This is a genomic window from Nocardia sp. NBC_01730, assembly GCF_035920445.1.
GTDB lineage: Bacteria > Actinomycetota > Actinomycetes > Mycobacteriales > Mycobacteriaceae > Nocardia.
On sequence record NZ_CP109162.1, the window covers coordinates 4473106 to 4490807 of the forward strand.

General features: G+C 66.8%; 15 protein-coding genes and 1 pseudogene. 8 read left to right on the forward strand and 8 right to left on the reverse strand.

The features are described 5' to 3' along the window. The first annotated feature begins 325 nt into the window (after positions 1 to 325). The 6 genes from OHB12_RS17925 (at position 326) to OHB12_RS17950 (ending at position 9370) form a co-directional block, all read left to right on the forward strand. A complete protein-coding gene (locus OHB12_RS17925) occupies positions 326 to 4009 on the forward strand; it encodes a nitrate reductase subunit alpha (RefSeq protein ID WP_327109760.1) in 3684 nt (1227 codons plus the stop codon). 193 nt (positions 4010 to 4202) lie between these two features. Further along, positions 4203 to 5984, forward strand: coding sequence for a nitrate reductase subunit beta (gene narH, locus OHB12_RS17930; protein ID WP_442800110.1), 1782 nt, complete (start codon positions 4203 to 4205; stop codon positions 5982 to 5984). Next, the gene (narJ, locus tag OHB12_RS17935) at positions 5981 to 6661 is read left to right on the forward strand and encodes a nitrate reductase molybdenum cofactor assembly chaperone (protein WP_327109762.1); all 681 of its coding nucleotides are present in this window, start codon (positions 5981 to 5983) and stop codon (positions 6659 to 6661) included. Before narH ends, narJ begins: the two co-directional genes overlap by 4 nt. Then, positions 6658 to 7416, forward strand: a complete 759-nt coding sequence (narI, locus tag OHB12_RS17940) for a respiratory nitrate reductase subunit gamma (protein ID WP_327109763.1) — start codon at positions 6658 to 6660, stop codon at positions 7414 to 7416. The genes narJ and narI overlap by 4 nt, the downstream gene beginning before the upstream one ends. A gap of 923 nt (positions 7417 to 8339) precedes the next feature. Next, positions 8340 to 8864, forward strand: coding sequence for a DMT family transporter (locus OHB12_RS17945; RefSeq protein WP_327109764.1), 525 nt, complete (start codon positions 8340 to 8342; stop codon positions 8862 to 8864). Continuing rightward, entirely contained in the window at positions 8861 to 9370 is a 510-nt protein-coding gene (locus OHB12_RS17950) for a DMT family transporter (RefSeq protein WP_327109765.1), read from the forward strand. The genes OHB12_RS17945 and OHB12_RS17950 overlap by 4 nt, the downstream gene beginning before the upstream one ends. A gap of 404 nt (positions 9371 to 9774) precedes the next feature. Here the strand turns inward: OHB12_RS17950 and OHB12_RS17955 are convergent, their stop codons facing one another. The 4 genes from OHB12_RS17955 to OHB12_RS17970 all read right to left on the reverse strand — a co-directional run bounded on the left by OHB12_RS17955 (position 9775) and on the right by OHB12_RS17970 (position 11796). After that, a complete protein-coding gene (locus OHB12_RS17955) occupies positions 9775 to 10626 on the reverse strand; it encodes a class I SAM-dependent methyltransferase (protein WP_327109766.1) in 852 nt (283 codons plus the stop codon). A 44-nt stretch (positions 10627 to 10670) separates the two neighbouring features. After that, the gene (locus OHB12_RS17960) at positions 10671 to 11009 is read right to left on the reverse strand and encodes a VOC family protein (RefSeq protein ID WP_327109767.1); all 339 of its coding nucleotides are present in this window, start codon (positions 11007 to 11009) and stop codon (positions 10671 to 10673) included. A 1-nt stretch (position 11010) separates the two neighbouring features. Continuing rightward, positions 11011 to 11187 carry a CopG family transcriptional regulator gene (locus OHB12_RS17965; protein ID WP_327109768.1) on the reverse strand — a complete coding sequence of 59 codons (177 nt, stop codon included), beginning with the start codon at positions 11185 to 11187 and terminating at the stop codon, positions 11011 to 11013. A 162-nt stretch (positions 11188 to 11349) separates the two neighbouring features. Continuing rightward, a complete protein-coding gene (locus tag OHB12_RS17970) occupies positions 11350 to 11796 on the reverse strand; it encodes a cupin domain-containing protein (RefSeq protein ID WP_327109769.1) in 447 nt (148 codons plus the stop codon). A gap of 199 nt (positions 11797 to 11995) precedes the next feature. Here OHB12_RS17970 and OHB12_RS17975 point away from each other — a divergent pair, with 199 nt between their 5' ends. Then, positions 11996 to 13699, forward strand: a complete 1704-nt coding sequence (locus OHB12_RS17975) for a metallophosphoesterase (RefSeq protein WP_327121203.1) — start codon at positions 11996 to 11998, stop codon at positions 13697 to 13699. A 289-nt stretch (positions 13700 to 13988) separates the two neighbouring features. On the opposite strand, the pseudogene OHB12_RS17980 reads toward OHB12_RS17975, so the two are convergent. The 4 genes and pseudogenes from OHB12_RS17980 to OHB12_RS17995 form a co-directional block, all read right to left on the reverse strand. Further along, positions 13989 to 14271, reverse strand: a pseudogene (locus OHB12_RS17980) (type II toxin-antitoxin system RelE/ParE family toxin). Next, complete coding sequence (locus OHB12_RS17985) at positions 14268 to 14459, reverse strand: type II toxin-antitoxin system ParD family antitoxin (RefSeq protein ID WP_327109770.1); 192 nt, start codon at positions 14457 to 14459, stop codon at positions 14268 to 14270. Before OHB12_RS17985 ends, OHB12_RS17980 begins: the two are co-directional and overlap by 4 nt. 9 nt (positions 14460 to 14468) lie before the next feature. Then, the gene (locus OHB12_RS17990) at positions 14469 to 14846 is read right to left on the reverse strand and encodes a helix-turn-helix domain-containing protein (protein ID WP_327109771.1); all 378 of its coding nucleotides are present in this window, start codon (positions 14844 to 14846) and stop codon (positions 14469 to 14471) included. Between the two features lie 626 nt (positions 14847 to 15472). Further along, positions 15473 to 15715, reverse strand: a complete 243-nt coding sequence (locus OHB12_RS17995; protein ID WP_327109772.1) for a hypothetical protein — start codon at positions 15713 to 15715, stop codon at positions 15473 to 15475. A 64-nt stretch (positions 15716 to 15779) separates the two neighbouring features. Here OHB12_RS17995 and pdxR point away from each other — a divergent pair, with 64 nt between their 5' ends. Next, positions 15780 to 17228 carry a MocR-like pyridoxine biosynthesis transcription factor PdxR gene (gene pdxR / locus OHB12_RS18000; protein ID WP_327109773.1) on the forward strand — a complete coding sequence of 483 codons (1449 nt, stop codon included), beginning with the start codon at positions 15780 to 15782 and terminating at the stop codon, positions 17226 to 17228. Positions 17229 to 17702 lie beyond the last annotated feature (474 nt).

The window sequence follows — 17702 nt, forward strand, 5'->3', positions numbered from 1 at the left end:
CGACCGTGCGGTTGTGTTAACAAATGTAAAGCGCGGGAGAACCAGTCGTTTCCAAAGCATCACCGACATCCGCGCGGATCGGCCCCCTGGGTACGCTTTCGGCCAGGTCGCAGCGCGACTCCCCTGGTCACATTGCGCCGGACACCACAGACACTCCGCACGACCGTGACCGCCACGTTGCGCCGATCTCACAACTCACCTCGACCCTGAATGGGCTGTGAGAGACACGTTTGGTCCGCCACGCCCCGCTCCCTACAGTCGGAACATCACACCGATTTCACAGCTCGAAGGGGACGTCGTGGTTAATTCGCGTAGCCAGAATCGCGTGCCCTCCACCCCGGCCACGGACGCCGGTGACGCGCTCCTTCGGCTGGGGAAATACTTCCACCGCGGTGAGGTGTCCTCCGACCATCGCACGCTGCACAAGATCGGCGGCCGCAGCGCCGACGAGTTCTACCGGGACCGGTGGTCGCACGACAAAGTTGTGCGCTCCACGCACGGCGTGAACTGCACCGGGTCCTGCTCGTGGAAGATCTACGTCAAGGACGGCGTGATCACCTGGGAGTCGCAGCAGACCGACTATCCGTCGGTCGGGGCCGACAAGCCCGAGTACGAGCCGCGCGGCTGCCCGCGTGGCGCGTCCTTCTCCTGGTACACCTACTCGCCGGCCCGGGTGCGCTATCCCTATGTGCGCGGCGCGCTGCTCGAGCTGTACCGGGAGGCCAAGACTCGGTTGAAGGACCCGGTGCTCGCCTGGGGCGAGATCGTCGAAGACCCGGAGAAGGCACGCAGCTACAAGGCCGCCCGCGGCAAGGGCGGATTCGTGCGCGCCGAGTGGTGGGAGGCGGCCGAAATCGCCGCCGCCGCACATGTTTACACGATCAAGCAGTACGGACCGGACCGGGTGGCCGGGTTCTCCCCGATTCCGGCCATGTCGATGGTCAGCCACGCCGTCGGCGCCCGGTTCATCTCGCTGCTCGGCGGATCGATGCTGTCGTTCTACGACTGGTACGCCGACCTGCCGGTGGCCTCACCCCAGGTGTTCGGCGACCAGACCGACGTGCCGGAGTCGGCGGACTGGTTCGACGCGGGCTACCTCATCATGTGGGGCTCGAACGTGCCGGTGACCAGGACGCCGGACGCGCACTACATGACCGAGGCCCGCTACCGCGGCCAGAAGGTCGTCGTGGTCTCTCCCGACTACGCGGACAACACCAAGTTCGCCGACGAATGGGTGCCCGCGCGTCCGGGCACCGACTCCGCCCTGGCCATGGCGATGGGACACGTGGTACTGAAGGAATTCTTCGTCGACAAGACGACCTCACGCTTCCTCGACTACGTCAAGCGCTACACCGACCTGCCGTTCCTGATCACCCTGGACGAGCGCGACGGCGCGTTCGTGCCGGGCAAGTTCCTCACCGCCGCCGATCTCGGTCAGGTCGGCGAAGGGGTCGAGTTCCAGACGGTGCTACTGGACGCGCAAGCACGGCCGGTGGTGCCCAACGGGTCGCTGGGCTACCGGTTCGGCGAAGCAGGCATTGGACGCTGGAATCTCGATCTCGGGGATGTCGATCCCCTGCTGACTCTGTACGGCCGCACCGATGATGCTGCGGCCGTGCAGATTCCCCGCTTCGACAGCGACGCGCCCGGGGTGCTCACCCGCGGCGTCCCGACGACGACCGTCGCGGGCAAGCGGGTGACGACGGTCTTCGATCTGCTGCTCGCCCAGTACGGCATCGGCCGCGACGGTTTGCCGGGCTCCTGGCCTGGTGGCTACGACGATCCAGCCGAGCCCTACACCCCGGCCTGGCAGGAGACCATCACCGGAGTGCCCGCCGCGCAGGCGGAGCGCATCGCGCGGGAGTTCGCGGACAACGCCGATCGCTCCGGCGGCCGGTCGATGATCCTGATGGGCGCGGGCACCAACCACTGGTTCCATTCCGACCAGATCTACCGCGCCTTCTTCACCCTGACCCTGCTGACCGGCTGCCAAGGCGTGAACGGCGGCGGCTGGGCGCACTACGTCGGCCAGGAGAAGTGCCGACCGGTCACCGGGTGGTCCACGCTCGCCTTCGGGTTGGACTGGCAACGTCCGCCGCGGCAGATGCAGGGCACGGTGTTCTGGTATCTGACCAATGACCAGTGGCGCTACGACCCGTTCACCGCGGAGTCGTTCGCCTCACCGCTGGGCACGGGGAAGTTCGCCGGTCGTACCGCCGCCGACAACATCGCGCTGGCGACCCGGCTCGGCTGGATGCCGAGCTACCCGACGTTCGACCGCAATCCCCTCGACCTCGTGGACGAGGCCGAGGCCGCGGGCAAGACCGCGCCGGAGCACGTGGTGGACGGGCTGAAGTCCGGAGATCTGCGGTTCGCCTGCGAGGACCCGGACGCGCCGGAGAACTTCCCGCGCTGTCTGACCGTGTGGCGGGCGAACCTGCTCGGCTCCTCCGGCAAGGGCAACGAGTACTTCCAGCGCCACCTGCTCGGCGCCGATTCCAACCTGCAGGCCACCGACGCCACCGGTGTACGACCGCAGGAGCTGACCTGGCGCGAGACCGCCGCCACCGGAAAGCTGGATCTGCTGCTGTCACTGGACTTCCGAATGACCAGCACCACGCTGTTCTCCGACATCGTGCTGCCCGCGGCCACCTGGTACGAGAAACACGACCTCTCCTCGACCGACATGCACCCGTTCGTGCACGCCTTCTCCCCAGCCATCTCGCCGCCGTGGGAGGCGAAGACCGACTTCGACGCCTTCCACCGGATCGCGCGTGGCTTCTCCTGGATGGCCGAAAAGCACCTGGGCACGCGCAAGGACCTGGTGGCCGTGCCGCTGCAGCACGATTCGCCGGACGCGACCGCGCAGGCGGGTGGCCGGGTGCTGGACTGGAAGGCCGGTGAGTGCGAACCGATCCCGGGCAAGACCATGCCGAAGCTGGTGGTCGTCGAACGCGACTACCCGAAGCTGGCCGAGAAGATGGCCGCGCTCGGGCCGCTGATCGATACGCTCGGCGTCACCACCAAGGGTGTCACCACCTATCCCGACCAAGAGGTCGAGTACCTCGCCGGAATGAACGGCACTGTGGTTTCCGGTGTGGCCCGAGGGCGTCCGTCGCTGGCCAAGGACACGCACGCGGCCGAGGCCGTTCTCGCGCTCTCAGGCACCACCAACGGCAGACTCGCCGTGGCGGGCTTCCACGCGCTGGAGCGCCGCACCGGCACCGAGCTGGCTGACCTGGCCGCCGAGCACGAGGGCAAGCGAATCTCGTTCGCCGACACCCAGGCTCGCCCGGTGCCGGTGATCACCTCCCCGGAGTGGTCGGGCAGCGAAACCGGCGGGCGCAGGTACTCGCCGTTCACCATCAACACCGAGCGCCTCAAGCCGTGGCACACGCTGACCGGGCGGCAGCACTTCTACCTCGACCACGACTGGATGATCGAACTCGGCGAGCAGCTGCCGATCTTCCGCCCTCCGCTCGACATGACGGCGCTGTTCCGCGAGCCGTCCATCGGCGCGGTCGACGACCGGGGTGTCACCGTGCGCTACCTGACACCGCACTCGAAGTGGTCCATCCACTCCGCCTACCAGGACAACCTGCACATGCTGACGCTCTCCCGTGGCGGACAGACGATCTGGATGTCCGACCGAGACGCCGCGAAGATCGGTGTCGCCGATAACGATTGGATCGAGGCGATCAACCGCAACGGCATCGTGGTCGCCCGCGCCATCGTCAGCCATCGAATGCCGGAGGGCACGGTATTCATGTATCACGCCCAGGACCGGGCGGTGGACGTGCCGCGCATCGAAGGCATCGGCGAGGACACCAAAGGCCGCGGCAAACGCGGCGGCATCCACAACGCACTCACCCGCATCATGATCAAACCCTCGCACCTCATCGGCGGCTACGCACAGCAATCCTTCGCGCTGAACTACCACGGCCCCACCGGAAATCAGCGCGACGAGGTCACCACGATCCGCAAACGCTCGCAGAAGGTGGAGTACTGACATGAGCCCGACGAGGTCACCACACTGCGTCCGTGAACGCTCGCAGAAGGTGGAGTACTGACATGAGCCCGACGAGGTCACCACACTGCGTCCGTGAACGCTCGCAGAAGGTGGAGTACTGACATGAGCCCGACGAGGTCACCACACTGCGTCCGTGAACGCTCGCAGAAAGTGGAGTACTGACATGCGAGTCATGGCACAGCTGGCCATGGTGATGAACCTGGACAAGTGCATCGGCTGCCACACCTGCAGCGTCACCTGCAAGCAAGCGTGGACCAACCGTGGCGGCACCGAGTATGTCTGGTTCAACAATGTGGAAACCCGTCCCGGGCAGGGCTATCCGCGCCGGTACCAGGATCAGGAGAAGTGGAAGGGTGGCTGGACGCTGAACAAGCGCGGCAAGCTCACCCTGAAGTCCGGTTCCCGAGTCAAGCGGCTGCTCAACATCTTCGCCAATCCGGACCTGCCCACGGTGGACGACTACTACGAGCCGTGGAGCTACGACTACGACAACCTGCTGTCCTCGCCGCCGATGGACACCACGCCCGTCGCCCGTCCCAAATCGCTGATCACCGGCGCGGATACGAATATCACCTGGGGCGCGAACTGGGACGACGACCTTGGCTCCGGTCCCGAGCAGGTCGGTAAGGACCCGCTGCTGGCGAAGCTGTCCGATCAGGTGAAGCTGGAGTTCGAAGAGACCTTCATGTTCTACCTGCCGCGCATCTGCGAGCATTGCCTCAACCCGTCGTGTGCGGCGTCGTGCCCGTCCGGCGCGATCTACAAGCGCGCCGAAGACGGCATCGTCCTGGTGGACCAGGACAAGTGCCGCGGCTGGCGGCAGTGCGTGTCGGGCTGCCCGTACAAGAAGATCTACTTCAATCACAAAACGGGCAAGGCGGAGAAGTGCACTTTCTGCTACCCGCGTGTGGAAGTCGGCATCCCGACGGTGTGCTCGGAGACCTGTGTCGGGCGGCTCCGCTACATCGGCGTGCTGCTCTACGACGCCGACGCCGTGTCGAAGGCCGCGTCGGTCATCGAGGACAAGGACCTGTATCCGGCGCAGCTCGGGGTGTTCCTCAACCCGCACGACCCGCGGGTGGTCGCCGAGGCCGAACGCGCCGGGATCTCCCCGGAGTGGATTCAGGCGGCCCAGGATTCGCCGGTCTACCAGCTGATCGTGGACTATCAGATCGCGCTGCCGCTGCACCCGGAGTACCGCACCATGCCGATGGTCTGGTACGTGCCGCCGCTGTCACCGGTGGTCGACGTGCTCGCCGGGACCGGACACGACGGTGAGAACGCGTCGAACCTGTTCGGCGCCATCGACGCGCTGCGCATCCCGGTGGAATACCTGGCCGAACTGTTCACCGCGGGCGATGTCGGGCCGGTGCGCGCGGCGCTGCAACGCCTGGCGGCGATGCGCGCGTTCATGCGGTCGGTGAATCTCGGCGAGGAGCCCGATCCCGCCATCGCGCCGTCGGTACGCCTCGAACCCGAAGAGATCGAGGCGATGTACCGGCTGCTGGCCATCGCCAAGTACGAGCACCGCTACGTCATCCCGACCGGTGCGGGAGCCCGTGCCCACGAACTGGATTCGCTCGCCACCGGATGCAGCCTCGACACCGACGGCGGTCCAGGCATGACCGCGTTCGACCAGATGGTGGACAAATTCCACCTCACCGACACCAACGGCGCGGCGCCGCAGGAGAAGTCGTCCCGGGTCAATCTGCTGAACTGGGACGGCAAGAGCACCGAGGGTCTGGTGCCGACCAACGGCACCACGAGCGGTACACCTGCGAACGGCACCAGGAACGGCCAGAGCAGCAGGGTATACGCGAACGGCGGGAGCGACAGAGCGCAGGTCAACGAGTCCGAGAACGGCGACAGCAACGGAGCGCACGCCACGGGCGGGGGCAGCAACGGTGCCAGGACCGGTGGGCCGACCTCGGCGCCGGGCGGAGCAGAGCGATGAGCCTGCTGAAGTTGCGCCGCCGCCCGGAATCCGTGGTGCGACTCGCCCAGCGCGACCGTCAGCTGGTCTGGCGGATCGCCGCACTGCTGCTGGACTACCCGACCGAGCAAACGCTGGCCATGATCGACCAGTTGACCACTGCCGCAATCGGATTGCCGGATGCGATCCGCGAGCACTTGAGCGATTGCCTCCAGTACCTTCGGGTGACCGCGCCGTTGGAGCTGGCGGCCTCCTACGTCGAGACCTTCGACATGCGCCGCCGCGCCAGCCTGCACCTGACCTTCTACGCCTACGGCGACACCCGCAAGCGCGGCATGGCGCTGCTGCGGTTCAAACACGCTTACCGGCACGCCGGTGTCGAACTCGGCGACGAAGAGCTGCCCGACCATCTTCCGGTGCTGCTGGAGTTCGCCGCCACCGTCGACCCGATCGGCGGTGAGCGGCTGCTCGGCGAGCATGTTCCCGTGCTGGAGCTGCTGCGGCTTTCGCTGTCCGACAACGGCTCTCCGTACGCCGGGGTGCTCGCCGCGGTCAGGGCGACACTGCCGCCGCCGACCACCGCCGACCGGCGGCGCATCGCCGAACTCGCCGCGCAGGGCCCGCCCGAGGAAGAGGTCGGGTTGGAACCCTTCGCGATGGACCCCTCCCTGTTCGACGGATCGGAAAGCCGACGATGAACGCAACGCCGCATCTGCCGACCGCACTGTGGCTGATCCTGCCGTATATCGCGTTCACCTCGTTCGTACTCGGCCACCTGTGGCGCTACCGCAACGATCAGTTCGGCTGGACCACCCGCTCGTCACAGATCTACGAGAGCCGCCTGCTGCGCCTGGGCAGCCCGCTGTTCCATTTCGGCATGCTCGGCGTGATCGGCGGGCACGTGCTCGGTGTGCTGATCCCGGAGTCGTGGACCGCCGCGGTCGGCATCTCGGAGCACGCCTACCACCTGATCGCCGTTTCGGCGGGCTCGGTGGCCGGTCTCGCCGTGCTCGCGGGCGTCGCCATCCTGGTCTACCGGCGGATCACCGTTCCCGCCGTCCGCAAAGCCACCACCGGCAACGACCGGCTGATGTACGGCCTGCTGGCCGCGGCGCTGGTCACCGGCCTGCTCAACACCTGGGGCAGCAACCTGCTCTGGGGCACCTACAACTACCGCGAGACGGTCTCCCCCTGGTTCCGCAGCCTGTTCACGCTCGGCCCCGAACCCGAGCTCATGGTGGACACCCCGTGGACCTTCCAGGCGCACGGCCTGATCGTTCTCGCGTTGATCGGTTTCTGGCCCTATACCCGGCTGGTGCACATGTTCAGCGCCCCTGTCGGCTATCTGGCGCGGCCCTATGTGGTCTACCGCAGCAAAGAGTTCGACGCGCCCGACAAGCGCCGCTACGCCCGCGCGTGGGACGCGCCGGTGACGCCCGAGCGCTGGCGCTGACCGACTGAAAGTCAGGCCGGGGTTTTCCGCGCCAACGGCACGAGCGGCGACGAGGGTGAGTCGTATCGGTCCCGCTGTTGCAGTGCGCTATCGGCGCAGCGTGAACTACTTATTCAGGCTGATGAACGACGTGGGGGGTCGGCCAACGGAGCTTGTGCCTGTGTCAGTGACGTTACTTTTCGGGATAGCTGAACGAATCCGAACGGTGGCTCCGGCCCGACTGGAGCTGGTGTCGTTTCAGTGCAGCGCGCAGCCTCGCCGCAGAGCAGCGACGGGACAGGCTGGAACTTGGTGCTCGACATGGCGATCCAATTGCACGGCGGCGCCGGTCTGTCCGATGATTTCCCGCTGGCGCGCGCGTTCGCGGGGATCCCCCCGCCCTCGGTAACGCCGTCCCACAGGCGGCCGACCTCGCCCTGGGTGTCCACAAGACGACCAGTAGCGCGGCCGCCTCGGTGGGCGAGTGGTCCGGGCCTCCGTGACCGCGACTTCGCGAACTTCCTCGAGGTTTACGAACCCGTCGTCGCGCATGTCGAGCCCCCAAGCCGTCCGCACTGACATCCGAAGTGCTCCGTGCTGAAGTTCAAGCAGCGCCGAACAGTGCCAACTGGATTCATCGGATGTCCGGGCGCGTGCCGTGATGCTGCACTGTGTGCGTTCTCCGCCGCGGCTTCGAGGTCCAGCTTCGCCGCACGGGCCGACGATCCGAGATGACGTGGCAGACAGCGGGATTCCTCCATAATGAATGCGGCCGCAGAGCGATCTGCCGCTATTGACTGTGCCGTTAATTAACGTTACGTTGCACAAGTCACACCAGCTGGTGTCGCTAGCAGAACGAGACGTGGTTCCTCCCGTGGGGCCGGTTGAGCCGCATAGCTGGGTTCGTGATGGCGTTTACTCCCTGAACCGAAGGACGTCTCGTCGTGGCCGTCGTCAGCCTTGGGCTTGTATTTCTGTTCATCCTCGTCTCCGGTGGGCTGCGGTCCATCGAGGTAGGTTGCCAGAACACTCAAAAGATCTATGTGCAGAACACGTGGCTGTGCGCGGTGTTCTCGTATGCCGTTGCACTCGCCGGATTTCTGATTTTCCTGGCGGTATCGAGATTGGTCTCGGAGTCGCCGTTGCCGACCCTCGAGGATGTGCGGCAGATGCCGTGGTGGGCGCCGTTCGGCGGCCTGATCGGCGGTGTGGCGGTGGTCGGCATGATCACCGTCGCCAAGTACGTCGGCGTGGCAACCTTCAACGCGGTCGTCATCGTGAGCGAGATGCTGGTCGCGCTGGTGATGGACGACCTGGGCCTCATGGGGTTCGCCACCAGGGAAATGACCCTGCCCCGACTGCTGGCCGCCGGGTTGATCACGGCGGCGGTCTACCTGATGGCCAGCGACTCGACGAAGCAAGAACCTGCCCCACGCACCGCTGAGTCGGCCGAAAGGGTTTCCCGATGACGACGACCGACACCACCACCCAGCCCCGGATGACGCTCCCGCGCTGGGCGATGGTCCTTATCTTCGTGTTCATGCTGGTCGGCGGCGCGTTGCGGTCCGTAGAGGCCGGGTGCCAGAACACGCTGAAGCTAGCCCTGAGAAACGTGTGGCTGTGCGGCGTGATCTCCTATGCCGTGGCCCTCATCGGCGTTGGCGTGATTCTCGTTGTCTGGCTTCTCATTTCGCGCCGTCGGGAGTGGCCGACCCGCGCCGACCTCGCGGCTATGCCCAAGTGGGCGCCCGTCGGCGGGCTCACCGGCGGCGCCGCGATCTTCGCGATGATCACCGTCGCTTCCAGCGTCGGAGTCGGCACGTTCAACGCCTTGATCATCGCCGGCCAGATGTTTCTCGCCGCAGCGATGGACCATTACGGAGTGATGGGTTTCCCGCGGCGCCGCATCAATTCCCGACGAGTCGCCGCGTGCGCGATGATCATCGTCGGCTCCTACCTGATGGCGAAATACTGACAACGTTCGCTATGTGTGGTGTCGGGGTCGGGCTGAACAAGTCCGCGTTCGTCCACGAGGTGGCGCCGCAACGCTGTCCCCGACGACGCCGTCGCACCCGCGAAGACCCGCCGAGGAGGGCGGGTCTTCGGGTATGTCAGGCGTTGTCGTATGCGTCCTGCAAGACCTTGACGTCGAGCTTGGACATCGAGCGCAGGGCGGTGCCGACGGCTCCCTTGTCGTGTATGACCTGCTGTCACCCTTGGTCGGAGCCATTCCCACCCATTCGACACAACTCTCGAACTTTTTCGAGATATTTTCCAGTCCTCGCCGCCAACCGTTCCCCGTCCGCACGCCCCGGCACATGGCCGCTGGATCTCACGTGAGGTCCGCGGCCATGTGCCGTCGATCATGAAGCACAACCACTACGTGGTTGCCACGAGCAACTCCTCCGAAGTCGAGGGGCGCAGGCCATCGACGCGGTCGGCGAAGTAGCGCCGGGCGAGTTCGGCTGCCGACACGTGCTCGGTGGCGACGAAACCGGCTTCCCGGGCCGACGCCGCGATCTCCGACGGGGTGAAGAAGCTGATGAACGGCGTGCCTGCTGCGCGCGCGGCGTACTCGGTCAGCTCGCGTTGGGGCCGCTCATCCGGTTCGACGAGCTCGAATGGCACGATGAACGTCATGGCCAGCGTGGAGCCCGGCGCCAGCGCGGCGAGGTGGCGTAGCGTGCCGGCGGTCGCGTCCTTCGTCAGATACATGGAGACGCCGGTGGAGACCACCACCGCGGGTCGTTCCGGATCGAATCCCGCCTCGACCAATCGGTCCCACCATCCCGCCTCGAAGTCGACCGGCACAAGTCTGAGCCACTCCGGAAGTCCGTAGCCGAGCTCGAGCAGGCGTCGGCGCTTCCATTCCTGCGGTCCGGGCTGATCGACCTCGAAAACCGTGAAGTGGGCCGCAATTTCCGGTCGCCGCTGGGTGAAGGTGTCCAAACCTGCCCCGAGGATGACGTACTGGTCGACGCCGCGTCCCGCCTGCCGCACGACGAGATCTTCGATGAAGCGGGCACGAGCGACGACGGTGGCCCTCGAACGGCTGGTGGTCCGGGGGTCCATGTCGGGACGTTCACGCCAGTCGTCTCCGGGAGCCGCAAGCCGCAAGCCGATCTCGTCGTCGAGCACGTGCGGGGGCGGGTCGACCTGGACGTGCAAGGCCCGCCACAGGGCCACCCGCAGGGCCGTGCTCTCCGGTGCCGCGGTCTGCTCGACCGGCATGATGCTCTCCTTCGTCTGCGTCCGATGCGGTCTCGGAGGCTGGTTCAGTTTCCCGACTGGAGGCTCCAGATCCGCCCGTCGGGGTCGCGGACAGTCATTTCCTTTGTCCCGTAATGGGTTTCTTCGAACGGCGTGACCACGTCGACCGTGGGGCCCGGCTGAAAGGCATCCGCGTCGGCCACCGTCAGCACCAGTTGCACCTGCGGTTCGCGGTGCTCGGGAATCTCGGCGACGAAGACGTACGGGCCGTCGCCGTTGCGAAGCATGCCGGAGCCATGGTCGGTCGCGAAATCCAGTTCGAAGCCGAGGTCTTGGAAGAATTTGGCCGCTTTGCCCCAGTTATGGGTTTCCACGAATACGCCCTCGATGCCGTCGGTCGTCATGTCAGGTCTCCTTGTCGGACGATCGCTGCTGGTCGTGCGGATCGGCAAGGTATGAACGCAGCGCGTCGGCGACCAACGCCGAGAGGGATGTGCCCGACTCGATGGCGTGATGCTTCACCTGCTTGATCAGCCCGATCGGCAGGTACACGTTGAACTGCTTGACTTCCTCGTCACCCACCCGACGATGCTAGCATCCTAACAAGCTAAGCGATAGCGAGCGCCAGCGGCCGCTTCGGACGACCACGTATCCACATGATCACAGGGCTCGGCCACCTGGCCACGAACCAGCGCACCGACCCGCGCTCGGTTTTCGCGGCGGTGGAACGCGCGCGAACTCGAGCTATGCGCAGGACGGCGCCGGGGCATCCACGAACAGCGGCTTGCCGATCGGTGGGGCGTAGACCACGTCGAGAATCAGCGGTTCGATGCCCAGGTTGCGGCCGATGTGGACGTTCCATTCGCCGGCGGGCTCGTAGATGAAATCGCCCGTGCGGTAGACCGGAGCGTCACACTCGGACCCAGGATGGGTGAGCGTGCCCGCACGGACGAAGCCGAAGACGGGACCGTCATGGTAGTGCCAGCCGGTGGAACCACCAGGGCCGATGGTGATTTCGCGGACTACGAGATCGGTGCCGGCGACGAAGGGCAGCAGTCCGGCGGGAATCTGCGCCTGACCGAGGGTGACCGCGGTGATGTCGATGCCGGGCGTCGCGTGCGCGGTCGCCGCCCCCGCCAGTGCGCCGACGAGCACGACCGCCGCGACCGCGGTGCAGGTGAAGGTCCCCATCACGGCAGCCTAGCCACGACGGCGCCGCACCAGACCCGTTATGCGAGCGAAAATCGGAACGACGCCAGGCAATTCGCTCGGTTTGAGTAAATTGTCCGGATCTCCCAGGCGGTCACACAGGTGAACATTCACCCGTTGTTCCCGCACGCGGTGCACGGTCGAGTTGCCCAGAATGTCCGGCCGGTACACCATCAGCGGTATGCCGTCCACTCCGCTGAATCCAGCAGGCGACATTCCGGACACCGGAATTCCAGGCCGTCTCGCCGCCGATATGACCATGACGGAACAACACGAATGGCACCGCGCCTACCTGCGCCGCCATCCGGTGTCCCGGCGCAATATCCTCCGGGGCACCGCGGCGGCCGCGGCCGTCGCCGCGGTCGGCGTCTCGCCGTTCGGCCGGCGCGCCTATGCCGAGGAGGCCCAGCTCGCGGTGGGCGGACGACACGTCGGATACGGGCCCGATGCCGCGAGCCAGCTGCGCTTCGCGGGCCAGCTGTCGCGGCGTCCGGCGGGCACCACGGTGTACCTCGATCACGGCCCCACCCCGTCGCTGGGCGCGACGGTCGAGGCCGAAGTGCGCGATCTGCTCACCCAGGTGCCCACCGCCGACGGTGGGGTCCTGGCCACGGAACAGTTCTATGTCCATGCTCCGGTGGACGGCCTACCCGGCCGGGTACCGCACTTCTACCGCTGGCGGACCTCCGACGGGTTCGTCGGCGACATCCGCACCGCCGCGCCCGCGATGCCCACCGGACGAGCCGGGGTCCTGCCGTTCCGTTTCACCATGATGGGCGACCAGGGCACCGACGGGACCCCGGCGCTGCCGGACGGCGTCGCGCCCGGCGACTACGACGACAAGTACTACAGGGCCGACAACGATCCGGCCGCACCGCATGCGAGCAACGTGCTGCGCCAGATCGCCGCGTCCCGACCGGATTTCCACATCCTGGCCGGCGATATCGCCTACGCCGACCCCTCCGGCGCCGGTAAGCCGGGTCAATTCGTCGCACGCGGAGCGCAACCGGCGAGCGGGTTCGACAAGTACAACCCCTACGTGTGGGATGTCTACTTCGGCGCCATCGAGGTCAGCGCCGCGCAGACGCCGTGGCTGTTCACCACCGGCAACCACGACATGGAGGCGACCTACGGAAAACTCGGCTACGGGGGGCATCTGGCGCGGCTCGACTTCCCCGGCAACGGCCCGGCGGGCTGCCCCTCGGCGTACTCGTTCACCTACGGCAACGTCGCGGTGCTCTCGTTGGACGCCAACGACGTCTCCTACGAGATCCGCGCCAATTCCGGCTATTCCGACGGCACGCAGACGAGTTGGGTGCAGCGCACGCTGGCCGCCTACCGCGCCGACCGCGACATCGATTTCATAGTCTGTTTCTTCCATCACTGCGCGTACTCGACCACCGAGGCGCACGCCAGCGACGGCGGCGTGCGCGACGCCTGGGTCGAGCTGTTCGACCGCCACCAGGTCGACCTGGTGCTGCAGGGCCACAACCACGTCTACGAGCGCACCGATCCGATCCGCGGCGGCAGCGCGACGAAGGTCGCGGGCGACAACGCGATCGTCTACCCGGAGACCGACGGGACCGTCTACTACACCGTCGGCGGCGGCGGGCGTCCACGCTACGACTTCCAGCCGGATTCGCGAGAGTCCTTCCGCGGCAACGAACTACCGGACACCACCGTGCCGAACAGCTACGTCTGGACGCCCGGCGGCGGCAAGCAGGAGGAGGAGGCACCGTGGTCACGGGTCCGGTTCCGGAACTACTCGTTCCTCCGTGTCGACGTCCGCCCCGGCATCTTCGCCAGTGAGATGGACGTGGTCGCGGTGGACGAGTACGGCCGCGAGTTCGACCGGGTGACCTTCCGCCGCCAGGTCCGACCCTGAATCGGGCTACCTTCTTCTTCCGATGGAGCGCACGTGTGTCCGAGCTCGTCGCGGCGGATACGGACACCGGCGGTACGTGATGGCGCGGTTTCGTCTGGAATCGCTTGCCCTCCAGCAGAGCCCCCGCCGAGCAGCTCGAGTTTGCTCGACCCACACCCAACCTCGCCCCGACCGGCTGACCGGGCCGCGCGGGTGTATCGGCCTGGCCGCCGCCGATGCCCGTTCCGCGCGAACCTTTCGAGCGGCGCCTGGCCGACCCGCAGCGCAAGGTAATAGCGGATCGGATAGGTCAGAGGCGCAGGTCGATGTCCATGCGTTGGTGCATGGTACGCACGACATCGACGACACCATCGGCTAGTCGGTGAAACAGCGTGTGCGATCCGGCGGCGAGTTCGCCAGCGCGGATCTCATCGCAGGCCCGGCCGATACGCGGGTTCGCCGCGACGCGCTCGATAGCGTTGGAGTTCGCGCAGGTACCCCTCGGCCTGGTCGGCGTCCCATCGGTCGGCGGTGTAGTCCCCGATGTGTACGAGGTCGGCTTGGGCGGCTGGTGCGAGAAGGTATCGGCTCACCGGCGGTTTGGCTCACCAGCGCGCTTGCGGGCGAGGAAGGCGTCGAAGTCGAACGGCGTGGAGGGCCCGCTGCGCTCGCCGTCGATCAAGGCGTCGCGCAGTGCGCGGAGGTGGGTTTCGCGGTCTTCGAGTAGCCGCAGGGCCGAGCGGACCACGTCGCTGGCCGGTGCGTGTTTCGTCACGTTCACTTCTCGGTTTCAGTCAGGGTCGGTGCGCTGGTCGAGGGTGTGCTGCAGGTCGGTGTTGAGGCGTTGGGCCTCGGCGAGCTGGTCTTGCAGGATGACGATGCGGCACGCCGCCTCGAGGGGGTTACCGGCGTCGACGAGTTCGCGCACGCGCCCGGCGATACGCAGCTGGTAGCGGGAGTAGCGGCGGTGCCCACCGGCTGATCGTTGCGGGGTCAGCAGTTGCGCGGCGTCGAGGCCGCGTAGAAACGCTTGAGTGACACCGAGGATCTCCGCGGCGCGCCCCATGCTGTAGGCCGGGTAGTCCTCGTCATCGAGTTTGTCCGCGGCGCTGGGACCGTCGGCGGGATTGGTGTTTGGTTGCTGCACAGCACCTCTCGGGTTCAACATCGACAGGCCCCGGCGCATGTGCGCCGGGGCCTGGGATCTACGAAGGGGGGATTGATATCAACTCTGTTCACCGGCCGAGCGGGCCGATGCACTACACCGCACCCGATACTTCCCGGGACGCGGAACTGATAAATGACTACTCAGTGAGCACCACCTCCTGGTTGCCGGGTCTTATCCGCGTACCTTCTCGGTCTTGCTTGTTCGCCGTTACTTCTCGGCCGTGCTTCTTCGTCCCCCTCCGGCGGTCCGGCCGACTGCACCGGATTCTCTTCTCCGCCGGAGGGGACGGTGGAACTTCATGTTCCGGACAGTTCACCTGCCCGGCCTCTGGACTCATCAATTCCAACGACAGCGACTGTATACCGGCCCTCGCAGAATGTCTACACCCGACACAACAGATTTCTGTCTACTGGTGCAGGGGATTATTTCGCATGAGGTAGAGGGTTTCGGATCATTGCGACCGGGGTAGATCCGGTGCACTCGGCTAGCGAGGCAGGAGGGGGTGATGGTCATGACGACACCGACTCGCCACAGCATGGGCCTACATCCGCCACCACGAACACAAGACCGTGTGGGCCGAGATCGCTGTGGACCGGTACCGGCATCCGGGGTGACCGACGCACCGATCAGCGACCCGGCCGCCGCCGCGTCGCCGGGTCGCTGTCGGCCTGATAGCGTCGCAGCCCCTCGTCGGAGACCCGCGCGTACTTCGCGAGGCTGCGTACCGAGGTATGTCCCGACAGCTTCATCAACACCGGCGCCTGGGCCGAGACTGGCGACGTCTTCTTGAGCCTGCGGTATGACCTGGTGCTGGCTTCCCGGCCCGGACTGGCGCCGGTCCTGTGGGCCGTGTCCGCGGCCCTACGCATGCGCCGCGAGCGCCGCGAGCGTTATTCTTCGGACCCGATAGACCCGACAGAAAGGTGCTTTCCGATGTCGGATCCGCGGGTCAATTCGGTGACTGAAGCCTCGAGGAAAGGCTCCGACCTGCACTTGGACTTGCGGCAGACCGGCAGCAGACGGGCCGCGCTCGCCGACGCGCTGCGCGAGGCCGTACGGACCGGACGGCTGACGCCCGGCACTCGGCTCCCGCCTTACCGCACACTCGCGGTCGACTTGGGCGTTGCCCGCAACACCGTCGCCGACGCCTATGCGGAACTGGTCGCGGAGGGGTGGCTCACAGCCCGTCAAGGCTCCGGCACCAGGGTCGCCGAGCGCATTGCCGCAAAGACCCCACACGGGCCGAAGAAGGCTCAGGTCGAGCCCGCCAGGCCCACCCACGACCTGCGGCAAGGTCGCCCCGACGCCACGTCGTTCCCACGTACAGCATGGGCTGCGGCCGCCCGGCGGGCCATTACCGCCGCACCGCACGACGCGTTCGGACCAGGCGACTCGCGCGGCCGTCCCGAACTGCGCCACGCGCTCGCTGACTACCTTGGGCGCGTACGAGGTGTCCGCACAACACCCGACCACATCATCGTCTGCTCTGGCTTCGCCCACGCGCTGCGCCTACTGTTCGGCGGCGGTGTTCTGTCTGGTCCGGTCGCCGTCGAATCCTACGGGCTGCCGTTCCACCGCAGCTTGTTGGCCACCGCGGGCGTACGCACCGTGCCACTCGGACTCGACGACCAAGGCACCCGCACGGACGCCCTCGGCACGAATCCGGCTACCACCGGCGGTTCCGGCGCACGGGCTGTACTGCTCACGCCCGCACACCAGTTCCCTACCGGCGGACCACTGCACGCGAGTCGCCGCACGACAGCCGTCGACTGGGCGCGAACACGCGGCGGTGTGGTGCTGGAGGACGACTACGACGGCGAATTCCGTTACGACCGTGAACCGGTCGGAGCCGTGCAAGGGCTCGACCCCCACCACGTCGTCTACCTCGGCTCGGTAAGCAAGAGCCTCTCCCCGGCGCTGCGCCTGGGCTGGATGGTTCTGCCCCCGCACCTGGTCGACGCCATGCTGGCCGCGAAGGGCGAACGCGAGGCGTGGGTGGGGGTCACCGACCAGCTCACGTTCGCCGAGTTCGTCGCATCCGGCAACTACGACAAGCACATTCGGCGCATGCGGCAGCGCTATCGGGTACGCCGCAACCGCCTTGTAGAGGTGCTCGCCGAACGTGCCCCGCACATCGACATCACCGGTATCGCGGCTGGACTGCACGCGCTTCTGCGTCTACCGACCGGTACCGAGGCGTCCACCCTCGGGGCTGCCACCGGGAACGGTATCGCGGTGGACGGGCTCGCGACATTCCGTCACCCGGACACCGACGTGCCACATCGCGACGGACTGGTCATCGGGTACGCGACACCGGCGGAGCACCGCTACTCCGCCGCCCTCGACGCCTTGTGCGGTGTACTGCCCCTGCCCCGCGCCTAGTAGGCGGACGGCCACCCGCCGGGCTCCGGGGTACAGACACCGGAGAAAGTACGGTGGCGCCGGACGCAGGGCGGCACGAACGTGGAGACGGAACCCATCGCGGGCGTTCCCCTTGCGAGTACGAGACTCCGTCAGATGTGCGCGATCGGACGGCTGTCCCCGGTGTCGGGCCCGTCGGCGGCTGTAGTCGCTGGTCGGCGCAAGCCCAGCGCCACCAGCGCCGTCGTCGCGATTGCGATGATCAACAGGCCTGGCGAGCCGGCGCGCCCGCCCAGCAGAGATGATCCGGTGTAAGGGCAGCGACCGGACTGGCGGTCCTGCGCCGAGAAACCAAGGCCCGAGCCGACTTCGGGGAGCGCGACGTACACGATGTTGTAGTCGACGGAGCTGATCAGCTGGGCGAACGCCAGCAGCGCGAGGGAAAGGCCGATGCGGCGACGTAAGAGCGGTGGTCGAGGGCATGACGGGACTTGC